Source organism: Lentzea sp. NPDC004782 (assembly GCF_040609115.1).
GTDB lineage: Bacteria > Actinomycetota > Actinomycetes > Mycobacteriales > Pseudonocardiaceae > Lentzea.
This window is the reverse complement of sequence record NZ_JBEXJN010000014.1, coordinates 148814-169011: the sequence shown is the minus strand read 5'-3', so window position 1 is coordinate 169011 and position 20198 is coordinate 148814. Positions and strand designations below refer to the sequence as shown.

The 20198-nt window shown below is 68.1% G+C and carries 18 protein-coding genes; 1 reads left to right on the top strand and 17 read right to left on the bottom strand.

What is annotated here, in order from left to right; genetic code table 11:
• Positions 1 to 91: 91 nt before the first annotated feature.
• The 16 genes from ABZV40_RS16095 to ABZV40_RS16020 all read right to left on the bottom strand — a co-directional run bounded on the left by ABZV40_RS16095 (position 92) and on the right by ABZV40_RS16020 (position 18209).
• Positions 92 to 1057: a polyprenyl synthetase family protein gene (locus ABZV40_RS16095; RefSeq protein WP_355441118.1), complete on the bottom strand. Its 966-nt coding sequence runs from the start codon at positions 1055 to 1057 to the stop codon at positions 92 to 94.
• A gap of 55 nt (positions 1058 to 1112) precedes the next feature.
• Entirely contained in the window at positions 1113 to 2687 is a 1575-nt protein-coding gene (gene nuoN / locus ABZV40_RS16090; protein WP_355441077.1) for an NADH-quinone oxidoreductase subunit NuoN, read from the bottom strand.
• A 1-nt stretch (position 2688) separates the two neighbouring features.
• Positions 2689 to 4257: an NADH-quinone oxidoreductase subunit M gene (locus ABZV40_RS16085; protein WP_355441075.1), complete on the bottom strand. Its 1569-nt coding sequence runs from the start codon at positions 4255 to 4257 to the stop codon at positions 2689 to 2691.
• A complete protein-coding gene (gene nuoL, locus ABZV40_RS16080; protein ID WP_355441072.1) occupies positions 4254 to 6191 on the bottom strand; it encodes an NADH-quinone oxidoreductase subunit L in 1938 nt (645 codons plus the stop codon). Before nuoL ends, ABZV40_RS16085 begins: the two co-directional genes overlap by 4 nt.
• Before the next feature lie 10 nt (positions 6192 to 6201).
• Positions 6202 to 6501: an NADH-quinone oxidoreductase subunit NuoK gene (gene nuoK, locus ABZV40_RS16075; RefSeq protein WP_030473209.1), complete on the bottom strand. Its 300-nt coding sequence runs from the start codon at positions 6499 to 6501 to the stop codon at positions 6202 to 6204.
• On the bottom strand, positions 6498 to 7328 hold the full coding sequence (locus tag ABZV40_RS16070; RefSeq protein WP_355441114.1) for an NADH-quinone oxidoreductase subunit J: 831 nt from the start codon (positions 7326 to 7328) through the stop codon (positions 6498 to 6500). The genes nuoK and ABZV40_RS16070 overlap by 4 nt, the downstream gene beginning before the upstream one ends.
• A 17-nt stretch (positions 7329 to 7345) precedes the next feature.
• Positions 7346 to 7861, bottom strand: a complete 516-nt coding sequence (nuoI, locus tag ABZV40_RS16065; protein WP_355441069.1) for an NADH-quinone oxidoreductase subunit NuoI — start codon at positions 7859 to 7861, stop codon at positions 7346 to 7348.
• Between the two features lie 2 nt (positions 7862 to 7863).
• The gene (nuoH, locus tag ABZV40_RS16060; protein ID WP_355441111.1) at positions 7864 to 9159 is read right to left on the bottom strand and encodes an NADH-quinone oxidoreductase subunit NuoH; all 1296 of its coding nucleotides are present in this window, start codon (positions 9157 to 9159) and stop codon (positions 7864 to 7866) included.
• 23 nt (positions 9160 to 9182) lie between these two features.
• Positions 9183 to 11630: an NADH-quinone oxidoreductase subunit G gene (locus ABZV40_RS16055; protein WP_355441066.1), complete on the bottom strand. Its 2448-nt coding sequence runs from the start codon at positions 11628 to 11630 to the stop codon at positions 9183 to 9185.
• The gene (nuoF, locus tag ABZV40_RS16050; RefSeq protein WP_355441063.1) at positions 11627 to 12907 is read right to left on the bottom strand and encodes an NADH-quinone oxidoreductase subunit NuoF; all 1281 of its coding nucleotides are present in this window, start codon (positions 12905 to 12907) and stop codon (positions 11627 to 11629) included. The genes ABZV40_RS16055 and nuoF overlap by 4 nt, the downstream gene beginning before the upstream one ends.
• A 10-nt stretch (positions 12908 to 12917) precedes the next feature.
• Complete coding sequence (gene nuoE, locus ABZV40_RS16045; protein ID WP_355441060.1) at positions 12918 to 13637, bottom strand: NADH-quinone oxidoreductase subunit NuoE; 720 nt, start codon at positions 13635 to 13637, stop codon at positions 12918 to 12920.
• Complete coding sequence (locus ABZV40_RS16040; protein WP_355441057.1) at positions 13634 to 15016, bottom strand: NADH-quinone oxidoreductase subunit D; 1383 nt, start codon at positions 15014 to 15016, stop codon at positions 13634 to 13636. Before ABZV40_RS16040 ends, nuoE begins: the two co-directional genes overlap by 4 nt.
• On the bottom strand, positions 15013 to 15756 hold the full coding sequence (locus ABZV40_RS16035) for an NADH-quinone oxidoreductase subunit C (RefSeq protein WP_355441054.1): 744 nt from the start codon (positions 15754 to 15756) through the stop codon (positions 15013 to 15015). Before ABZV40_RS16035 ends, ABZV40_RS16040 begins: the two co-directional genes overlap by 4 nt.
• A complete protein-coding gene (locus ABZV40_RS16030; protein WP_030473218.1) occupies positions 15753 to 16304 on the bottom strand; it encodes an NADH-quinone oxidoreductase subunit B in 552 nt (183 codons plus the stop codon). Before ABZV40_RS16030 ends, ABZV40_RS16035 begins: the two co-directional genes overlap by 4 nt.
• Before the next feature lie 7 nt (positions 16305 to 16311).
• Positions 16312 to 16677 carry an NADH-quinone oxidoreductase subunit A gene (locus tag ABZV40_RS16025; RefSeq protein ID WP_045309716.1) on the bottom strand — a complete coding sequence of 122 codons (366 nt, stop codon included), beginning with the start codon at positions 16675 to 16677 and terminating at the stop codon, positions 16312 to 16314.
• A 266-nt stretch (positions 16678 to 16943) separates the two neighbouring features.
• The gene (locus tag ABZV40_RS16020) at positions 16944 to 18209 is read right to left on the bottom strand and encodes a geranylgeranyl reductase family protein (protein WP_355441050.1); all 1266 of its coding nucleotides are present in this window, start codon (positions 18207 to 18209) and stop codon (positions 16944 to 16946) included.
• Between the two features lie 137 nt (positions 18210 to 18346).
• On the opposite strand from ABZV40_RS16020, the gene ABZV40_RS16015 reads away from it, so the two are divergent.
• The gene (locus tag ABZV40_RS16015) at positions 18347 to 19390 is read left to right on the top strand and encodes a hypothetical protein (RefSeq protein WP_355441047.1); all 1044 of its coding nucleotides are present in this window, start codon (positions 18347 to 18349) and stop codon (positions 19388 to 19390) included.
• Positions 19391 to 19475: 85 nt separating this feature from the next.
• Here ABZV40_RS16015 and ABZV40_RS16010 read toward each other — a convergent pair whose 3' ends face one another.
• On the bottom strand, positions 19476 to 20195 hold the full coding sequence (locus tag ABZV40_RS16010; protein ID WP_355441044.1) for a demethylmenaquinone methyltransferase: 720 nt from the start codon (positions 20193 to 20195) through the stop codon (positions 19476 to 19478).
• Positions 20196 to 20198: the final 3 nt, after the last annotated feature.

Genomic DNA, 20198 nt, shown 5'->3' with positions numbered 1-20198 from the left:
GACCACCGCGATCTGGCACAACGACAAGTCAGAGCAACCCGTCATGCGGTCGTTAACCGCCTACGATCACTGACCCCTTGGAATCAGTCATCTAGTGGGAGCGGGCCACCACGTAGACGGCGAGGTCTTCGAGGGCGTCGCGGGCGGCGCACGAGGGGAGCTTGCCGAGTTCGGTGCGGGCCCGGTCCACGTACTCGTCTAGCGTCTCGCGCGCACGGTCCATCCCGGACGACTTGCGCAGCAACGCCAGAGCCTCGTCCACCAGCGCGTCGTCGGTGATCGGACCGGCCAGCAGCTCGGCGAGCCTCGTCTCGGACGGGTCCGCGAGCGCGTAGAGCATCGGCAGCGTCTTCACGCCCTCGCGCAGGTCGGTGCCCGGCGTCTTGCCGGACTCGACCGACGGCGAGGCGATGTCGATGACGTCGTCGGAGATCTGGAACGCCGCACCGATCACCTCGGCGTACCGGCGCAGCGCGTCGGTCTGCTCGTCGGTGGCGTCGGAGAACATGCCGCCGAACCGCGCGGCGGTGGCGATCAGGACGCCGGTCTTCTCCTCGATCACCTTGAGGTAGTGGGAGATCGGGTCCTCACCCGGCTGCGGGCCGACGGTCTCGCGCATCTGGCCCGTCACCAGGACCGAGAACGTCTCCGCGATGATCCGCGCCGCGTCCGTCCCCAGATCGGCGGTGAGCCTGGACGCGTGGGCGAACAGGAAGTCGCCGGTCAGGATCGCGATGCTGTTGTCCCACTTGGCGTTCGCGGACACCGCGCCACGCCGCATGGTCGCCTCGTCCATGACGTCGTCGTGGTAGAGCGTCGCGAGGTGCGTGAGCTCGACCACAGTGGCGGCCCTGATGACCTTCTCGCGGTCCCACTCGGCGCCGAACTGGGAGGCCAGCAGTGTGAAGAGCGGGCGGATCCGCTTTCCGCCCGCCTCCACAAGGTGAAGCGAGGTTTCCGTCACCGGGTGGAACTCGCTCTGCACGACGTCGTGCAGGTTGCGCTCCACCTCGGCCAGGCCGTCCTGGACTAGCTCGGTGAGCACGGGGTCCACCAACGCGAACCCCGGTCCCTCATGCTCGCTACTGGTCACATCAGCAGACTACGTACACCTAGCTGAGGAAGGTGCCGGTACCCGCCCAATCGAGCACGAACGTGGGCCACAACCCCAGCACCAGGGTTACGACGGCACCCAACGTGATCGCGATCGTGGTGAACGCCCCCGGCACGCTGACGGTCGGGCCGTCCGGCGCCGGTTCGCTGAAGTACATCAGCACGATCACCCGCAGGTAGAAGAACGCCGCGACCGCCGAGGCCACCAGCGCGATCACCACGAGCGGGGTGAGGCCCGCCTCGATGGCCGCGCTGAACACGACGAACTTGCCGATGAAGCCGGACGTCAGCGGAATTCCGGCGAGCGCCAGCAGCAGGAACGTGAAGACGCCCGCCACGATCGGCGACCGCTTCGCGAGACCCGCCCACTGCGACAGGTGCGTCGCCTCGCCGTCCGAGTTGCGGACCAGCGACACGATGCCGAACGCGGCGATCGTGGTGAAGCCGTACGCCAGCAGGTAGAACATGGTCGCGCTCACACCCGCGCCGTTCGGCACCAGCGCGATCGAACCGATGAGCAGGAAGCCCGCGTGCGCCACCGACGAGTACGCGATCATGCGCTTCACGTCGGTCTGGGTGAGGCCGAGCACGGCGCCGATCACCATCGACACGACCGCGACGCCGTAGAGCACGCCGCGCCACTCCCACTGCGTGTTCTCGAACGCCACCGTGATCACGCGCAGGATGCCGCCGAACGCGGCGACCTTGGTGCACGCGGCCATGAACGCCGTCACCGGCGTCGGCGCGCCCTGGTACACGTCCGGGGTCCAGGCGTGGAACGGACCGACCGCCGCCTTGAACAGCAGACCCACCACCAGCAGGCCGAAGCCCGCGAACAGCAGCGTGTCCGACCGGTCGGTGCCGGCGGCCGCGGACGCGATGGCCGAGAGCTTCACCGAACCCGCGTAGCCGTACAGCAGAGCCACGCCGTACAGGAAGAACGCGGAGGCGAACGCGCCGAGCAGGAAGTACTTCACGGCCGCTTCCTGCGAGAGCAGGCGGCGACGGCGAGCCAGGCCGCACAGCAGGTACAGCGGCAGCGACAGGACTTCCAGCGCGATGAACATGGTCAGCAGGTCGTTCGACGCGACGAACGTCATCATGCCGCCGAGCGCGAACAGCGTGAGCGGGAAGACCTCGGTCTGCATGCCGGTCTTCGTGGCCTGCGCCCGGTCCTGGACGGTGCCGGGACGGATCGCGGCGTGGGCCACGAACACACCGCCCGGTTCCACCGAGCGGTCGGCGATCAGCAGGATCGAGCCGAACCCGAGCACCAGCAACGTGGCCCAGAGGAACAACGACGGCGAGTCGACCGCGATCGCACCCGCCAGCGTCGCGATGCCCGGCTTCTGCCGGCTGTCCGAGACCGCGTAGAGGATCAACGCGCCGGCGGCCCCGACCAGCGTCACGAGCGACAGCACGAGCTGCACGGCCCACCGCTGGTGCTTGGGCAGCAACGCTTCCAGCAGGACGCTGACGCACGCCGCGCCGAGCACGATCAGCAACGGCGCGATGGCACCGTAGTGGATCTCCGGCGCCTGGATCTGCTGCGCCTGAGCGACGAGAAGGTTCACGTCACTTGCCTTCCTGCACGGAGACCGGGTCGGTCACGCCGACCTCGGTCAGCGTCGCCCCGACAGTCGGGGTGATGACGTCGAGCACCGGCTGCGGGAAGAACCCGAGTGCCAGCACGATGGCAACGAGCGGCGCCAGCACTGCGATCTCCCGCTTGCTGAGGTCGCCGATGGCCGTCTTCTTCTCCGGGTCACCGACGGCGCCCGGACCAGCGGCGGCACTCACGAGGGCGTCACCGCGCAGCGGGCCGGTCATCATCCGCTGGTAGAGCCACAGCACGTAGAGAGCCGCGAGCACCATGCCGACCGTCGCGAGGATCGTGTAGACCGGCTGCGTCGGGAACGAGCCGATCAGCACCAGGAACTCGGAGACGAACGAGTTCGTGCCCGGCAGCGACAGCGTGGTCAGACCGGAGATCAGCAGCATGCCGGCGAGCAGCGGCGCCACCTTCGACATGCCGCCGTAGTCGGAGATCTGCGAGGAACCACCGCGGGCGATCACCATGCCGATCACCAGGATCAGCATGCCGGTCGAGATCGAGTGGTTGAGCATGTACGACACCGAGCCCACGCCCGCCTGCGACGTGAACGAGAAGATGCCGAGCGCGATGAAGCCGAAGTGGGCGATCGACACGTAGGCGAGGAACCGCTTCATGTCCCGCTGCCCCGTGGCGAGCAACGATCCGTAGAGGACACCGGCGACCGCGAGCACGAGCACCAGCGGCGCGAGGTTCTTCGACGCCGTCGGGAACATCGGCAGCAGGTAGCGCAGCATGCCGAACGTGCCGACCTTGTCCAGGATGCCGACGACGATCACCGTGACGCCGATGGGCGCCTCGGCGGCCGCGTCGGGCAGCCAGGTGTGGAACGGCACGAGCGGCGCCTTGATCGCGAACGCCAGGAAGAAGCCGAGGAACAGCCAGGTCTGCGTCGTCGCGTCGGCGTCGCTGACCACCTTCACCAGCGTCGCCCAGTCGAACGTGCCCTTGCCCAGCTCGTCCGACGCCATCGCGTAGGCGCCGATCGCGGAGGCCAGCATGATCAGGCCGCCGAGGAACGAGTAGAGGAAGAACTTGACCGCCGCGTACTGCCTGCGCGCGCCGCCGTAGCCGCCGATCAGGAAGTACATCGGGATCAGCATGACCTCGAACAGCACGTAGAACAGGAAGACGTCGGTGGCGGCGAACACCGCGACCGTCACGGCCTCCTGCACCAGGATCAGCGCGAGGTACCCGCCCTGGGAACGGCCGGCGGGCAGCTTCTCCGTCCAGCCGGCCCCGATCACCAGCGGGATCAGCAGCGCGATCACCGCGATCATCACCAGCGCGATGCCGTCGATGCCGAACGACAGCCGCACGCCGAACGCGGCGATCCAGTCCACGCCCGCGGCGAGCTGGATGCGGTCGCCGCCCGGCTTGTACGCGGTCCACAGCAGAACCGCGAGCACGAGCTCGACGAGCGAGAACGCCAGGGCGACGAGCTTGGCCTTCGAGTCGTCCTTGCGCAGGAACGTCACCACCAGCGCGCCGACGAGCGGCACGACCAGCAGCGCGATCAGAACCCAGGTCACGAGAACCTCACCACCAGGAGCGCCCCGAGCACGAAGATCGAGCCCAGCAGCATGGACAGTGCGTAGGAGCGGACGAACCCGGTCTGCAGCCTGCGCAACCGGCCGGAGCTACCGCCGAGCAGCGCCGCGGTGCCGTTCACCAGACCGTCGACGCCCTTCAGGTCGAGGAACACCAGCGCACGGGTGAGCCAGGTGCCCGGCCGCGCGAAGAGTGCCTCGTTCAGTGCGTTGCCGTAGAGGTCCGCACGGGCCGCGCGCACCGGGAACGACACCCGCTCCGGCCGCTCGACCGGCTGCGTGCCGCGGCCGAAGAGCAGGAACGCGATCGCCGCACCGAGCACCGCGAGCACGACGGTCAGGATCCCGACCATGCCGTGCGAGAGCACGCCGTGCTCTTCCTTGAGCTCGCCCAGCGAGGGCTCCAGCCAGCCGGACAGACGTCCGCCGGACGAGAGGAACCAGCCACCGCCGACCGAGCCGACCGCGAGGATGATCATCGGGATGGTCATCGTCAGCGGGGACTCGTGCGGGTGGTACTCGCGGCCGTCGTCGGACTTCAGTTCCTTCCAACGGGGCTGGCCGAGGAACACGAGGATCAGCAGGCGGGTCATGTAGAACGCGGTCAGCCCGGCACCGAGCAGCGCCACCCCGCCGAAGACGTACCCGCGCCAGCCCTCCCCGGTGAACGCCGCCGCGATGATGGCGTCCTTGGAGAAGTAGCCGGCGAACGGCGGGATGCCGATCAGCGCGAGGTAACCGAGCGTCCAGGTGACGAACGTGATCGGCAGGTACTTCGCCAGTCCGCCCATCCGCCGGATGTTGCCCTCGTCGTTCATGCCGTGCATGACCGAACCGGCACCGAGGAACAGGCCCGCCTTGAAGAAGCCGTGCGTCAGCAGGTGCATGATGCCCAGCGCGTAACCGACCGGGCCGAGACCCACCGCCAGGATCATGTAACCGATCTGCGAAACCGTCGAGTACGCCAGGACTTTCTTGAAGTCGTCGTAGGCGCAACCGATGATGCAACCGATCAGCAGCGTGACGCCACCGATGATCATCACGACCAGGCGGCCGTCGGCGGACAGGTCGTAGATCGGGTGCGAGCGGGCGATCAGGTACACACCCGCGGTGACCATCGTCGCCGCGTGGATCAGGGCGGACACCGGGGTCGGGCCGGCCATGGCGTCCGGCAACCAGGCCTGCAGCGGGAACTGACCCGACTTGCCGCAGGCGCCGAGGAGCAGCAGCAGCGTGATCGCGAGGATCTCGGCGCTGGAGAACTCCTTCACCCGGCTGAAGACCTCGGTGTACTGGGTGGTCCCGAGCCGGTTGAACATCAGGAAGATCGCGATCGCGAGCCCGAGGTCACCGACGCGGTTCATCAGGAAGGCCTTCTTGGCCGCCGACGCCGCTTCCGGCTTGTACTGGTACCAGCCGATCAGCAGGTACGAGGCGAGACCGACGCCCTCCCAGCCGAAGTACAGGGTCACGAAACCGTTGCCCAGCACCAGCAGGAGCATCGCGGCGACGAAGAGGTTCAGGTAGGCGAAGAACTTCCGCCTGCCTTCCTCGTGCGCCATGTAGCCGATCGAGTAGATGTGGATCAGCGAACCCACGCCGGTGATCAGCAGCACGAACGTGAGCGACAGCGGGTCGAGCCGCAGTCCGAAGTCGACGGTCAGCGCGTTGATGTGCACCCAGTCGAACAGGTGCAGGTTCTGCACCCGCTGCTCCGGGTTCTCGATGCCGACCGTGGAGAAGAACAGCGCGAGCCCGTAGCCGAACGCGCCGAGGATCGTGGCGCAGCCGAGCAGATGACCCCACTTGTCGGTGCGCTTGCCACCGACCAGCAGCACCGCCGCGCCGAACGCGGGCAGCGCCAACAGAAGCCAGGCGAGAGAAGCGATCCCGCTGGCGGCAACTGGTTCCGTCACCGGTGACCCCTCAGTACTTCAGCAGGTTCGAGTCGTCGACCGAGGCCGAGCGACGCGTCCGGAAGATGGACATGATGATCGCGAGGCCGACGACGACCTCCGCCGCGGCGACGACCATCACGAAGAACGCCATCACCTGACCGTCGAGCGAGCCGTTGATCCGCGCGAACGTCACGAGGCTCAGGTTGACCGCGTTGAGCATGAGCTCGACGCACATGAAGACCACGATGGCGTTGCGGCGCACGAGCACACCGACGGCGCCGATGCTGAACAGCAGTGCCGACAGCAGCAGGTAGTACGTGGGAGTCACGACTCACTTCCCTTGAGCGCGTGCGGGTCCGGCTGGTGACCGGTGCCCGCGACCTCGGCGACGTCGTCCGTCAGCGCGGACTTGTCGGTCGCCTCGATGAGCTCGAACAGCGACTCCTCCGCCACGCTGCCGTCGGGCAGCAGTGCGGGGGTGGCCACCGAGTTCGCGGTGGCGAAGACACCGGGACCGGGGATGGACCCGACCCGCTTGCCGGACTGGAAGCGCTCCTCGACGAGTTCCTTCTGCGTCTTGCGGGCGGGCTTCCCGTCGCGGCCGACGAACGCCAGGATCATCGCGCCGAGCGCCGCGGTGATCAGCAGCGCCGAGGTGAGCTCGAACGGGAACAGGTAGTCCGTGAAGAGCTTCTGGCCGATGTTGCCGACGTTGCCGCCGTTGGTGGTGTTCGCCTCCTTCAGGCCGATGGCGTCGACCGAGGTGAGCGCGCGGGCCACGGAACCGACCATCAGCACGGCGAACCCGATGCCGAGCAACGCGGCCGCGAGCCGTTGTCCGCGAAGGACCTCGACCACGGAGTCCGAACTGTCGCGGCCGACCATCATGAGCACGAACAGGAACAGCATCATGATCGCGCCGGTGTAGACGATGATCTGCACGAAGCCGAGGAACGGCGCCTGCTGGACCATGTACAGCACACCGAGGCTGAGCATCGTCACCACGAGCCACAGCGCGGAGTGAACGGCGTTGCGCGCGAAGAGCATGCCGAGCGCACCGGCCAGCGCGAGCGGGCCGAGGACCCAGAACGCGATGGCCTCGCCGGTGGTGACCTTGTCGACCACCTGCTGCACGGGCTCCGGCTGCTGGGCCAGGAGGCTGACGAGGAAACTCACTTCTGAGCCTCCTTCGCGAGCTGCGGGCCGTTCACGTAGTAGTCCTGCTCGTTGTCGCCCAACCGCATCGGGTGCGGCGGCTGCTCCATGCCGGGCAGCAGCGGCGCCAGCAGGTCCTCCTTGGTGAAGATGAGGTCCTGGCGGTTGTCGTCGGCGAGCTCGTACTCGTTCGTCATCGTGAGCGAACGGGTCGGGCACGCCTCGATGCACAGGCCGCAGCCGATGCACCGCAGGTAGTTGATCTGGTAGTCCTTGCCGTAGCGCTCACCGGGCGAGTAGCGCTCGTCCTCGGTGTTGTCGCCACCCTCGACGAAGATCGCGTCCGCCGGGCAGGCCCACGCGCACAGCTCGCAGCCGACGCACTTCTCCAGCCCGTCCGGGTGCCGGTTCAGCTGGTGACGGCCGTGGAACCGCGGCGCGGTCACCTTCTTGACCTCGGGGTACTCCTCCGTCACCACCTTCTTGAACATGGTGCCGAAGGTGACGCCGAAGCCTTTGAGGGACTCGAACATCCCTACTCAGCCTCCTTACCGGTGGTGACGGCTGCCTTGTCCCTGGGGATGTTGGCGACCTTGACCTTGCGCTTGGGCGCTGACTTGGGGACCGCGAGGTCGAGCGGCGGCACCGGGAAGCCGGAACCCGCGAGCGGAACTCCCTTGGTGTCCTGGACCTTCTTGTCCGGCAGCAGGAACGAGACCAGCAGCACGAGGCCGACGACCACGCCGAGCGCGATGAGCCGCTGCCCCGTGGAGAGCTGCTGGATCGCACCGGTGCGGATGACCGCGACGGCCATGATCCAGACGAGGCTGGTCGGGACCAGCACCTTCCAGCCGAGCTTCATGAACTGGTCGTAGCGCAGGCGGGGAAGCGTGCCGCGCAGCCAGATGAAGAGGAAGAGGAACGCCAGCGTCTTGATGATGAACCAGAGCAGGCCCCACCAGCCGGTGTTCATGAACTCGCCGCTCCACGGGGCGTGGTAGCCGCCGAGGAAGAGCGTGGTCGCGAGCGCCGAGACGGTGACCATGTTGACGTACTCGGCGAGGAAGAACAGCGCGAACTTGAGCGAGCTGTACTCGGTGTGGAAACCACCGACCAGCTCCGACTCGGCCTCGGGGAGGTCGAACGGCGCGCGGTTGGTCTCGCCGACCATCGACACCACGTAGATCACGAAGCTGGGGAACAGCAGGAAGCCGAACCAGCCGGGGAACGCGCCGAGGACCGTGCTCGCCTGCGCGTTGACGATGTCACCGGTCGACATCGAACCGGTGAACATGATCACCGCGACGATCGACAGGCCCATCGCGATCTCGTAGGAGATCACCTGCGCGGCACTGCGCAGGGCACCCAGCAGCGGGTACGGCGAGCCGGAGGCCCAGCCGGACAGCACGATGCCGTAGACGCCGAGCGAGGAGCAGGCCAGCACCACCAGCACGCCGACCGGGAGGTCGACGAGCTGCAGCGCGGTCTGCTGGCCGAACAGGTTGACCTCGCCGGCGAGCGGGATCACCGAGAACGCGAGGAACGCGGGGATGCAGGAGATCACCGGCGCGAGGAAGAAGACCCACTTGTCCGCGAGGACCGGGCGGATGTCCTCCTTGAACGCGAGCTTCAGACCGTCCGCCAGCGACTGCAGCCAGCCGTTGGGGCCCACGCGGTTGGGGCCGGGACGGTGCTGCATGCGTGCGACGACCTTGCGCTCCCAGTTGATCATGAACAGGGTCATGACCACGAGGAACGCGAAGATCCCGACGACCTTGATCAGGACCAGCCAGATCGGGTCGTCCGCCAGGAGCTTGGCGGTGTCGCCGATCTCCGCTGCGACGAACTGCTGGGTCATGACTTCCCTCCGCTGACGGAGACGATCGAGCCGTGGCCCGCGCCGAGCGTGGCCCGGACGGTCACGTCACCCGAGTTGGTGGGCAGCCAGATGACGCCCTCGGGCAGGTCGTCGGTCTCGACCGGCAGCGTGATCGCGCCGCGGTCGGTGGAGACCGTCACGTAGCCTCCGGTCTCCAGACCGAACTGCCTCGCGGTGGCCTCCGCGACCTTCGCGACGACCGGGCGGGCCGTGCCGGCCAGGTGCGGTTCGTCGACCTGCAGCGAGCCGTTGCCGATCAGCCGGTGCCACGTGGCGAGGACCGCCTTGCCGGGGCCGGCCGGGGACTGCAGCGGCGCGGCGACGTCGAGCGAGGAACCGCTCGACGCGCCCTCGCCGAGGCGGGCCAGGTCGGCGGCCGCGGCGGCGGGCGTCTGCGTGAACAGGTCCGCGTCCATCTCCACCGCGAGGGTGTCGAGCACGCGGCAGTCCGGCAGCGCGCCGGTGCCCTCCAGCGTGGTGCCGAACTCGCGGCGGCGGCCCTCCCAGTTGAGGTAGCTGCCGGACTTCTCGACCGCGGGGGCGATCGGGAGCACGACGTCGGCGTGCGCGGTGACCGCGCTGGGACGCAGCTCCAGGCTCACGACGAAGCCGACCATGCCCAGCGCCCGTTCCGCGAGCGCGGGGTCCGGCAGGTCGAACGGGTCGACGCCGCCGATCACCAGGCCGGACAGACCACCGCTGGCGGCCGCGATGAGGATTCCGTTGGTGTCACGGCCCGGCGTCGCGGGCAGCGAGCCCTCCTCGACGCCCCAGGTCCGTTCGACCTCGGTGCGCGCCGCCGCGTTCGCGACGTGGCGTCCACCGGGCAGCAGGTTCGGGACGGCGCCGACGGCGAGCGCACCGCGCTCACCGGCACGGCGCGGGATCCACGCGACCTTGGCTCCGGTGCGCTCGGCCAGCTTCGCGACCGCGGTGAACGCGCCGGGGATCTCGGCGGCGCGCTCGCCGACCAGGATCACCGCGCCGGGCTTGCTCAGCAGCTCGACGACGTCGGAAGCGTGCTCCGGCAACGCGTTCAGCGCGTTCGCCTCGGCACCGGGCACGCAGGCGAGCAGCGTGCCGAACGTCTTCTCCACGGCCGGGGTGGTGAACTGGCCGAGGTGGAAGACCTTCGTGGTGCCCTTGCGCGCGGCCTTGCGCAGGCGCAGGAAGACGATCGGCGCTTCCTCCTCCGGCTCGAACGCGACCAGCAGCGCGGCCGGTGCTTTCTCGATGCCCTGGAAGGTGACGCCGTTGTCCGGGTTGGTGAACACCGTCGTGCCGGACAGGAACTCCAGCTCCTCGGCGCTGTGCGGCCGGGCGCGGAAGTCGATGTCGTTGGTGCGCAACGCGATCCGGGCGAACTTCGAGTACGCGTAGGCGTCCTCGACGGTCAGGCGGCCACCGGTCAGCACACCGACGCCGTTCGCGTCCCGCGCCGCCGTCAGACCCTCGGCCGCGACCTGGAGCGCCTCGGTCCACGAGGACTCGCGCAGCTCACCGGTCTCGGTGTCGCGGACCAACGGCCGCGTGATGCGGTCGTCGGTCGTGGCGTAGCGGAAGGCGAACCTGCCCTTGTCGCAGATCCACTCCTCGTTGACCTGCGGGTCGTCGCCGGCGAGCTTGCGCTGCACCTTGCCGCGCCGCCAGTCGGTGCGCTCGGCGCAGCCGGACGAGCAGTGCTCGCAGATGCTCGGCGTCGACACGAGGTCGAACGGCCGGGCGCGGAACCGGTAGGCGGCTGACGTGAGCGCACCGACCGGGCAGATCTGGATGGTGTTGCCGGAGAAGTACGACTGGAACGGCTTCTCCTTCGCCACACCGATCTGCTGCTGCGCGCCGCGTTCCAGCAGCTCGATGAACGGGTCGCCGGCGATCTGCGCGGAGAACCGGGTGCAGCGCTGGCAGAGCACGCAGCGTTCGCGGTCGAGCAGCACCTGCGTGGAGATGTTGATCGGCTTCGGGAACGTCCGCTTGTGCTCGTGGAAGCGGGAGTCGCTGCGGCCGTGGGCGATCGCCTGGTTCTGCAGCGGGCACTCGCCGCCCTTGTCGCAGATCGGGCAGTCCAGCGGGTGGTTGATGAGCAGCAGCTCCATCACACCCTGCTGGGCCTTGTCCGCGACCGGCGAGGTCAGCTGGGTCTTCACGACCATGCCGTCCGCGACCGTCATCGTGCAGGAGGCCTGCGGCTTCGGCATCGGCCGGCCGCCCATCTCGACCTCGACGAGGCACTGGCGGCAGGCGCCCGCGGGCTCCAGCAGCGGGTGGTCGCAGAAGCGCGGGATGACCGTGCCGAGGCGCTCGGCCGTGCGGATCAGCAGCTCACCCTTGGGCGCGATGACCTCGACGCCGTCGATGATGAGCTTGACGTGCCCCTCGGGGACCGCGACCTCTGCGGTGGACTTGTCAGGCGCGATGGTCATGCGTTCGCTCCAGCCAGGACCTTCGAGTTCTGGTCGCACAGGGCGAGGAACTCGTCCTTGAAGTACTTGATGCCACTGGTGATCGGGCTGACGGCGCCGTCACCGAGCGCGCAGAACGAGCGGCCGAGGATGTTGTCGCAGACGTCGAGCAACGTGTCGATGTCGCTCGCCGTGCCGTTGCCCGCCACCATCCGCTGCAGGATCTGCACGAGCCAGTACGTGCCCTCGCGGCACGGCGTGCACTTGCCGCACGACTCGTGCTTGTAGAACTCCGTCCACTTCATGACGGCCCACGGCACGGACACGGTCTCGTTGAAGATCTGCAACGCCGTCGTGCCGAGCATCGAACCGGCCTCGGCGGCACCCTCGAAGTCCAGCGGCACGTCGAGGTGCTCCGCGGTGAACAGCGGCGTGGACGAACCACCCGGCGTCCAGAACTTCAGCGGGATGCCGTCCTTCATGCCACCGGCCATGTCCAGCAGCTGCCGCAGCGTGGTGCCCATCGGCGCCTCGTACTGGCCGGGGTTCGTGACGTGGCCCGACAGCGAGTAGATCTTCGGACCCGGCGAGCGGTCGCGGCCCATCTCGCGGAACCAGTCCGAGCCGCCGTTCACGATGAACGGCACGGACGCGATCGTCTCGACGTTGTTCACCACGGTCGGCGACGCGTAGAGGCCCGAGGTCGCGGGGAACGGCGGCTTGAGCCGGGGCTGGCCGCGACGGCCCTCCAGCGAGTCGAGCAGTGCCGTTTCCTCACCGCAGATGTACGCGCCGGCACCGGCGTGCACCACGACGTCGAGGTCGAACCCGCTGCCGAGGATGTCCTTGCCCAGGTAGCCCTTGGCGTACGCCTCGCGCACGGCCGCGTTGAGGCGGCGGATGCAGTGCAGGACCTCGCCGCGGACGTAGATCGCCGCGAAGTTCGCGCGGATCGCGTACGACGTGATGATCACGCCCTCGATCAGCGAGTGCGGGTCCGCCATCATCAGCGGGATGTCCTTGCAGGTGCCCGGTTCGCCCTCGTCGGCGTTGATGACGAGGTAGTGCGGCTTGCCGTCGCCCTGCGGGATGAAGCCCCACTTCATGCCGGTGGGGAAGCCCGCGCCGCCGCGGCCGCGCAGCCCGGAGTCCTTGCACTGCTGGATGAGCTGGTCCGGGTGGGCCTTCAACGCCTTGGGCAGGGCGGTGTAGCCACCGGTGCGCTCGTAGGTCTCGATGGTCCAGGACCTGGGCTCGGTCCAGCGCTTGGTGAGAACGGGAGTCAGCGGGTCAACCATTGGTGTTCCCCTACTTCTTTTCCGGCAGGGCAGGGAACTCGACGCTGGACGGCACCTGCGGTGCGTCCCAGCCGCGTTCCTGCGCGATCTTGGCTCCGCGCAACGTCTCCGGCGCCGCCGACGGGCCGTCGAGATCGGCCTCGCGGCCCTCGAAGAACCCGGCGAGCTGGAGCTCGGCCTGCTTGAAGTCGGTCAGCGGGGCACCGCGGGTCGGGGCCGGCTTCTCCCCGTTCTGCAGCGCCTTCACCAGGCCCAGCGCCTTCTCCGGCGTCTGGTTGTCGTAGAACTCGTAGTTCACCTGGAGAACCGGGCCGAGGTCGCACGCGGCGAGGCACTCGGCGTGCTCCAGCGTGATCGAGCCCGGCGTGCCCGGCTCGCCCGCGGTCTCCTCGTGGCCCACGCCGAGGTGGCTCTTGAGCGTCGAGTAGATGTCGTCGCCACCCAGCGCCGCGCACAGCGTGTTCGTGCAGACGCTCACGAGGTGCTCACCGCACGGGCGGCGCTTGTACATCGTGTAGAACGTCGCGACCGCGCTGACCTCGGCCTCGGTCAGGTCGAGCTGCCCGGCGCAGAACCGGATCCCGTCCTGGCTGACGTACCCCTCGACCGACTGCACCAGGTGCAGCATCGGCAGCAGCGCACTGCGGGACTGCGGGTAGCGGGCGATGATCGCCTGCGCGCGGTCCGCGGTGGACTGGTCGAAAGCGGTGTTCTCTGGAGCCTGAGTCATCGGTCGCAACCACCCATCACCGGGTCGATCGAGGCGACGGCGGCGATCACGTCGGCGACCATGCCGCCCTCGCACATCGCGGGCATCGACTGGAGGTTCACGAAGCTTGGTTCGCGGACGTGCACGCGCATCGGCCTCGTGCCGCCGTCGGAGACGAGGTGGTAGCCCAGCTCGCCGCGCGGCGACTCGACCGGCACGTACACCTGGCCCGCCGGCACCTTGAAGCCCTCGGTCACCAGCTTGAAGTGGTGGATCAGGGACTCCATGGACTGGCCCATGATCTTGCGGACGTGCTCGAGCGAGTTGCCCATGCCGTCGCTGCCGATCGTGAGCTGCGCCGGCCACGCGATCTTGGCGTCCTCGACCATGACCGGACCCGTCGGCAGGCTCTTCACGACCTGCTTGATGATCTTCAGCGACTGGTGCATCTCCTCGAGACGCAGCAGGTACCGCGCGAAGCAGTCCGCCGCGTTCGAGGTCGGCACGTCGAACTCGTAGTTCTCGTAGCCGCTGTACGGGTCGATCTTGCGCAGGTCCCAGGCGAGGCCGGCGGACCGCAGGATCGGACCGGTGATGCCGAGCGCGAGGCACGCGTCGACGGGCAGGTAGCCCACGTTCGCGAGGCGGTTGCGCCAGATCGGCTGACCGGTGAGCAGCTTGTCGTAGTCCGGCAGCCGCTTTTCCATGATCTTGACGAACGCGTTGACCTTCTCGACCGCGTCGGCCGGCAGGTCCTGCGCGAGACCGCCGGGGCGGATGAACGCGTGGTTCATGCGCAGGCCGGTGAGGTGCTCCAGCAGGTGCAGCACTTCCTCGCGCTCGCGGAAGCCGGAGGTCATGCCCGTCAGCGCGCCGAGCTCCATGCCGCCGGTGGCGAGCGCGACGAGGTGCGAGCTGATCCGGTTGAGCTCCATCAGCAGCACGCGGATGGCCTGCGCCTTGTCCGGGACCGTGATGCCGAGCAGCTTCTCGACACCCATGCAGTACGCCGCTTCGTGGTGCAGCGGCGCCAGGTAGTCGGTGCGCGTGATGAACGTGACGCCCTGGACCCAGGTCCGGTACTCGCAGTTCTTCTCGATCCCCGTGTGCAGGTAACCGATGACGCTGCGGGCGTGCGTGACGGTCTCGCCCTCGAGCTCCAGCACCAGGCGGAGCACGCCGTGCGTCGACGGGTGCTGCGGGCCGAGGTTCATGACGATGCGCTCGTCGTGGACCGCGTCCGCGAGCACCTCGTCCCAGTCGCCGCCGGTCACCGTGTAGACGGTGCCCTCGGTGGTCTGCCTGCTCGGCGCGACTTCGGTGTGCGTGTCGTCCGTGCTGTCGCTGCCGGTCGCGCTGGTGTCGGTCCCGGTGGTGACGTCGGAAAGCCGCTCGGTCATGAGTACGACCGCCTCTGGTCCGGCGGAGGAATCTCCGCGCCCTTGTACTCGACGGGGATGCCGCCCAGCGGGTAGTCCTTGCGCTGCGGGTGACCGTCCCAGTCGTCCGGCATGAGGATCCGGGTCAGTCCGGGGTGACCGTCGTAGACGATCCCGAACATGTCCCAGGCCTCGCGCTCCTGCCAGTCCGCCGTCGGGTAGACCTCGACGAGGCTCGGCACGTGCGGGTGCTCGACGTCGACCGCGACCTCCAGCCGGATGCGGCGGCGGTACGTCATCGACGTGAGGTGGGTGACCGAGTGAAGGCGCTGCGGCACGTCCGCGCCGTAGTCCACACCGGACACCGAGCTGCAGAGCTCGAAGCGCAGCGACGGCGTGTCGCGGCAGATGCGCGCGACCTCCAGCAACGTCTCCGGCTTGAGGTAGAAGGTGATCTCACCGCGGTCGACGGTCACCTGCTGCACCGTGTCGGCGGGCAGGCCCTTGTCGCTGATCGCGGCGAACAGCTCGTCGGCGACCTCGTCGAACCAGCCGCCGAACGGGCGCTCGGACGGAGCGGCCACGTGGGCGGGCAGGCGCAGGCCACCGAAGCCGGACGTGTCACCGGAGCCGGTGACGCCGAAGAGGCCCTTGCGCTCCTTGCCCGCGAAGATCGGCGCTTTCGCTTCGGCGCCGTTGGTCTTTTCGAGGCCCTCCCCCGCGCGGTCGGCGCTGGAGTGCTCTCCCCCTGGCTCGGTCACTTCTTCCTCGCAAAACGCTCGGACGACGGGATGAGATCGGTGCGGTAGCCCGAGTCGGCGAGTGCCTTGGCGCGCACGGCGTTCAGCGGCTCGTCCATGATCTTGGCGTGGATCTTGAGGATCGCGTCCATCAGCATCTCCGGCCGCGGCGGGCAGCCCGGCAGGTACATGTCGACGGGCACGACGTGGTCGACGCCCTGCACCACCGCGTAGTTGTTGAACATGCCGCCGCTGCTGGCGCACACGCCCATCGCCAGCACCCAGCGCGGTTCGGGCATCTGGTCGTAGATCTGCCGCAGCACCGGCGCCATCTTGTTGGTGACGCGGCCCGCGACGATCATCAGGTCGGCCTGGCGCGGTGACGCGCGGAAGACCTCCATGCCGAAGCGGGCGAGGTCGTAGCGCGGACCACCCGTCGTCATCATCTCGATGGCGCAGCAGGCCAGGCCGAAGGTGGCAGGCCACAGCGAGGACTTGCGGGTCCAGTTGACCAGCTTCTCGACGCTGGTCAGCAGGATGCCGTTCGGGAGCTTCTCCTCGAGACCCATGACTTCCTCAGTTCCAGTCGAGGCCGCCGCGACGCCACACGTAGACGTACGCGAAGCCGAGCGTGGCGACGAACAGGACGATCTCCACCAGCCCGAACAGCCCGAGCTTGTCGGCAGCGACGGCGAACGGGTAGAGGAAGACCATTTCGATGTCGAACAAGATGAAGAGCATCGCCGTCAGGTAGTAGGCGACGGGCATGCGCCCACCACCCACGACCGGCTGCGGGCTCGGCTCGATGCCGCACTCGTACGCGTCGAGCTTGGCGCGGTTGTAGCGGCGGGGTCCGATGTAGGGCGCTGCGGTCACCGAGAACAGCGCGAACGCCCCGGCGAGCGCGAACATCAATACGAGGGGGAGGTAAGGGTCAAGCACGCTCCGTCGTCCTTTCCTCGCGGTCGAGGCGCACCCTATGGGTGTTCTTGCACTGCCCGTTTGTTAGGCGGACCTAACAAACGCTTGTGAAACAGTTCACAAGCCTGTTCAGACTGTTGTGAAGTGATTCACAAGGTCGATCGCCAGTGTAAACCGCCTGTAAATGACCTAGGTCACAGGGTCTGACCTGGGGCTTTAACGCACCGGACACAAACGAAACGGCACCGGCTCGTATTGAGCCGGTGCCGTCACCTATTCGGAGTAATTTACGCCGTTGGGGCTAGCTTCGTAGCGGCCACGATCAGGCGGTCCATTGCGTCGCCGTCCTTGGGGTCGTAGAGGCCCGCAAGCAGCTTGAGCACGAGTTTCATCAGACGCTTTCGCGGCATTCCGTACTTCGTTGCGGTCCGCATGACCGCCGGGTTCCCGATGAGCTTCGAGAAGACGTTCCCGAGCCGGTAGTAACTGCCGAGCGCCTGTTCGATCCGAACGGGGTAACCGTGCAGCGCGTGTTCACGGTTGACGCCGGTCCGCGCAAGCGCCTGGACGACACTTTCGGACGCGATCCTGGCCGACTCCATGGCGTAGCCGATGCCCTCGCCGTTGAACGGGTTGACCATGCCACCGGCGTCGCCGACGAGCACGAGACCGCTCTTGTAGTGCGGCTTGCGGTTGAGCCCCATCGGCAGCGCGGCCCCGCCGATGCGGCTGGTCGCGTTCTCCTCCCGGAAGCCCCACTCCTCCGGCGTGCCGTCGAGCCAGCTGCGCAGAAGTGCCCGGTAGTCCGTGGTGCCGTAGGCCTTCGAGGTGCTGAGGATGCCGAGGCCGACGTTCACGCTGCCGTCACCCATGCCGAAGATCCAGCCGTAACCGGGCAGCAGCTGGCCGTCCGGCGCCCACAGCTCCAGGTGCGACTCCAGGTAGTCGTCCTTGGTGCGCGGGCTCGCGTAGTAACGCCGGACCGCGACGCCCATGGGCTTGTTGTCGTCCTTCTGCAAGCCTGCCGACAGCGCGAGTCGCGCTGACACGCCGTCGCACGCGATGGTGATGGGTGCCTTGTACGTGACCGGGTTCTTCTCCGGCCCCTGCTTGGCCTCGACGCCGACGACCCGGCCGTTCTCGATGACGGCCTTGGTGACCGTGGTGTTCTCGTGCATGCGCGCGCCGGCCGCCTTCGCCGTGTTCGCGAGCATCTCGTCGAAGTCCATGCGCGGCCGCACCACGCCGTAGTTGGGGAACGTGGCCAGCTCGGGCCAGTCGAGCTCCAGCGTGACGCCACCGCCGACGACCCGCAGCCCCTTGTTGTGCAGCCAGCCGTTCTCCTCGCGGGTGTCGATGCCCAGGTCGATCAGCTGCTTGACGCCGCGCGGGGTGAGCCCGTCGCCGCAGACCTTCTCCCTCGGGAAGGAGCTCTTCTCCAGCAGCAGCACGTCGAGGCCCGCCCTGGCGAGGTAGGTCGCCGCGGTCGAGCCCGCCGGTCCCGCCCCCACCACGATGACGTCGGCGTCCTCGTTGATCCCGCGCCTGCTCATCCAGACTCCCTACGCATGTACCCGTCAGCCTCTCCGCGACTCTAACCGCCTCCCCCTGAGACCCACCCCGCCAACTCCTGCTGCCGGACGGCACGCGGGGCCCTTTCGCACGCTCCATGCGAACGAAAGCTCCCCGCGTGCACTCGAAGATCGCGAGTTGTCCACATGTCGATCAGTGGCTGGTTGATCGCAGACGCCGGATGCTGATGATTGGTCGAATGACAAAGGTCCGCTCGATCGACTACGGGCTGCTCGCCGAGGCGTTCGAGGACGGGGTTGCTGTCCGAAGGCACCTTCTCGAACTCGGGTTCAGCAGCGCCACCTTGGCCAAGAAGTGCCGACCAGGGGGTGGCTGGACGCGGCTGTTCCTCGGTGTCTACCTGCTCACCGGCGGGTTGCCGAGCCGACGGCAACTGGTCAGAGGAGCACTGCTCCGCGCAGGCCCCCTGACGTTCCTCACCGGCATAGAGGCTGCCCGCAGGCACGGCGTACGTCGGCTACCAGCCGATGCGCGAATCCACGTCCTGGTGCCTCACGGACGCCGTATCGCCAGCCAGGGCACCATGCTCGTCGAGCGAACCAACCGGCCGTGGACCGGCACGCTGATCGACGGGTTTCCCGTGGTGACGCTTGCACGTGCACTTATCGACGCGGCTCGTAAGGAGAGCGGTCTCGATGTGATACGCGCGTTCATCGCGGACGCCGTGCAGCGGCAGCTTTGCAGTCCCGAAGCGCTCGTCGAGGAGCTCAAGAATCTGCGGCTCGGCGGCACGTCGCTACCGAGGCGGGTGCTGGCCGAGGTCAGTGAGGGTGTCCGCTCGGCCGCTGAAGCGTGGTCGCGTTCGTTGATCCACCGGTCTTCGCTGCCAGCACCACAGTGGAACGTGCTCATCAGAGCTGCGTCCGGCGAACAGCTCGCTGTCGTGGACGGCTGGTGGGACGAGGTGGGACTCGCATGGCAGATCGACTCGTTGGAGTTCCACCTTGCGCCGGATGACTACGCACGGACAATGGCGCAGCACTCCGCACTCTTGGCCAACGGTGTGATGACCGTCCACACCGTTCCATCACGGTTGAAGAAGGATCCGGCGAGCGTCATCAACGAACTGCAGGGCGCCTACCGTGCCGCAGCGCAACGTTCCAGGCCTCGTGTCTCAGCGACGCTGTGGCGGCCGATTTGAGTGCACGCGGGGAGCTTTCGTTCGCGAGAAGCGCACGAGAGGGCCCCGCGTGCTGTCCAGCAGCAGGGTGGAAGGTTGGTGCGGGTCAGGGGCGTGGCTCGGTGGGCTCGGTGTTTGGGGTGGGCTTGGTCGCGCGGTGCAGGGCCACCATGCCGCCGGTCAGGTTGAACCAGGCCACGTCCTCCCAGCCGGCCTTGGCGATGAGCTCGCCGAGCGCGCGCTGGTCGGGCCACGTGGCCATGGATTCGGCCAGGTAGGAGTAGGCGGCCGGGTTCGACGACACGAACTTCGCGATGAACGGCAGCAGCTTGAGCAGGTACCGCATGTAGACGAAGCGGAACGGCTTCCAGACCGGCGTGGAGACCTCGCAGATCACCATCCGGCCGCCCGGCTTGGTGACGCGGGCCATCTCCCGCAGGGCCAGGACCGTGTCGTTGAAGTTGCGGATGCCGAAGGACACCGTCACCGCGTCGAAGGAGTTGTCCTTGAACGGCAGGCGCAGCGCGTCGGCGGCCACCTTCGGGACCCGGCGGTGGGCGCCGGAGGCCAGCATGCCCACCGAGAAGTCGGCCGCCACGCACCAGGCGCCGGACGCGGCGTACTCGACGGTGGAGACGGCGGTGCCCGCGGCGAGGTCGAGGACCTTCTCGCCGGGGCGGGCGTCGAGGACGCGCCTGCTCCACTCCCGCCAGCGGCGGTCGAAGCCCAGCGTCATGACCGAGTTCGTGCGGTCGTAGCCCTTGGCCACGCCGTCGAACATCTCGGCGACCTCGCGGGGGTTCTTGTCCAAACCGGCTCGCGACATGCC

What these genes read in the sequence shown, in the direction of transcription:
- ABZV40_RS16020 (WP_355441050.1), bottom strand. Translation starts at nt 18,209, where the DNA reads ATGAGCAGGCGCGGGATCAACGAGGACGCCGACGTCATCGTGGTGGGG.
- ABZV40_RS16055 (WP_355441066.1), bottom strand. Translation starts at nt 11,630, where the DNA reads ATGACCATCGCGCCTGACAAGTCCACCGCAGAGGTCGCGGTCCCCGAG.
- nuoE (WP_355441060.1), bottom strand. Translation starts at nt 13,637, where the DNA reads ATGACTCAGGCTCCAGAGAACACCGCTTTCGACCAGTCCACCGCGGAC.
- ABZV40_RS16030 (WP_030473218.1), bottom strand. Translation starts at nt 16,304, where the DNA reads ATGGGTCTCGAGGAGAAGCTCCCGAACGGCATCCTGCTGACCAGCGTC.
- nuoF (WP_355441063.1), bottom strand. Translation starts at nt 12,907, where the DNA reads ATGGTTGACCCGCTGACTCCCGTTCTCACCAAGCGCTGGACCGAGCCC.
- ABZV40_RS16040 (WP_355441057.1), bottom strand. Translation starts at nt 15,016, where the DNA reads ATGACCGAGCGGCTTTCCGACGTCACCACCGGGACCGACACCAGCGCG.
- nuoI (WP_355441069.1), bottom strand. Translation starts at nt 7,861, where the DNA reads ATGTTCGAGTCCCTCAAAGGCTTCGGCGTCACCTTCGGCACCATGTTC.
- ABZV40_RS16010 (WP_355441044.1), bottom strand. Translation starts at nt 20,195, where the DNA reads ATGTCGCGAGCCGGTTTGGACAAGAACCCCCGCGAGGTCGCCGAGATG.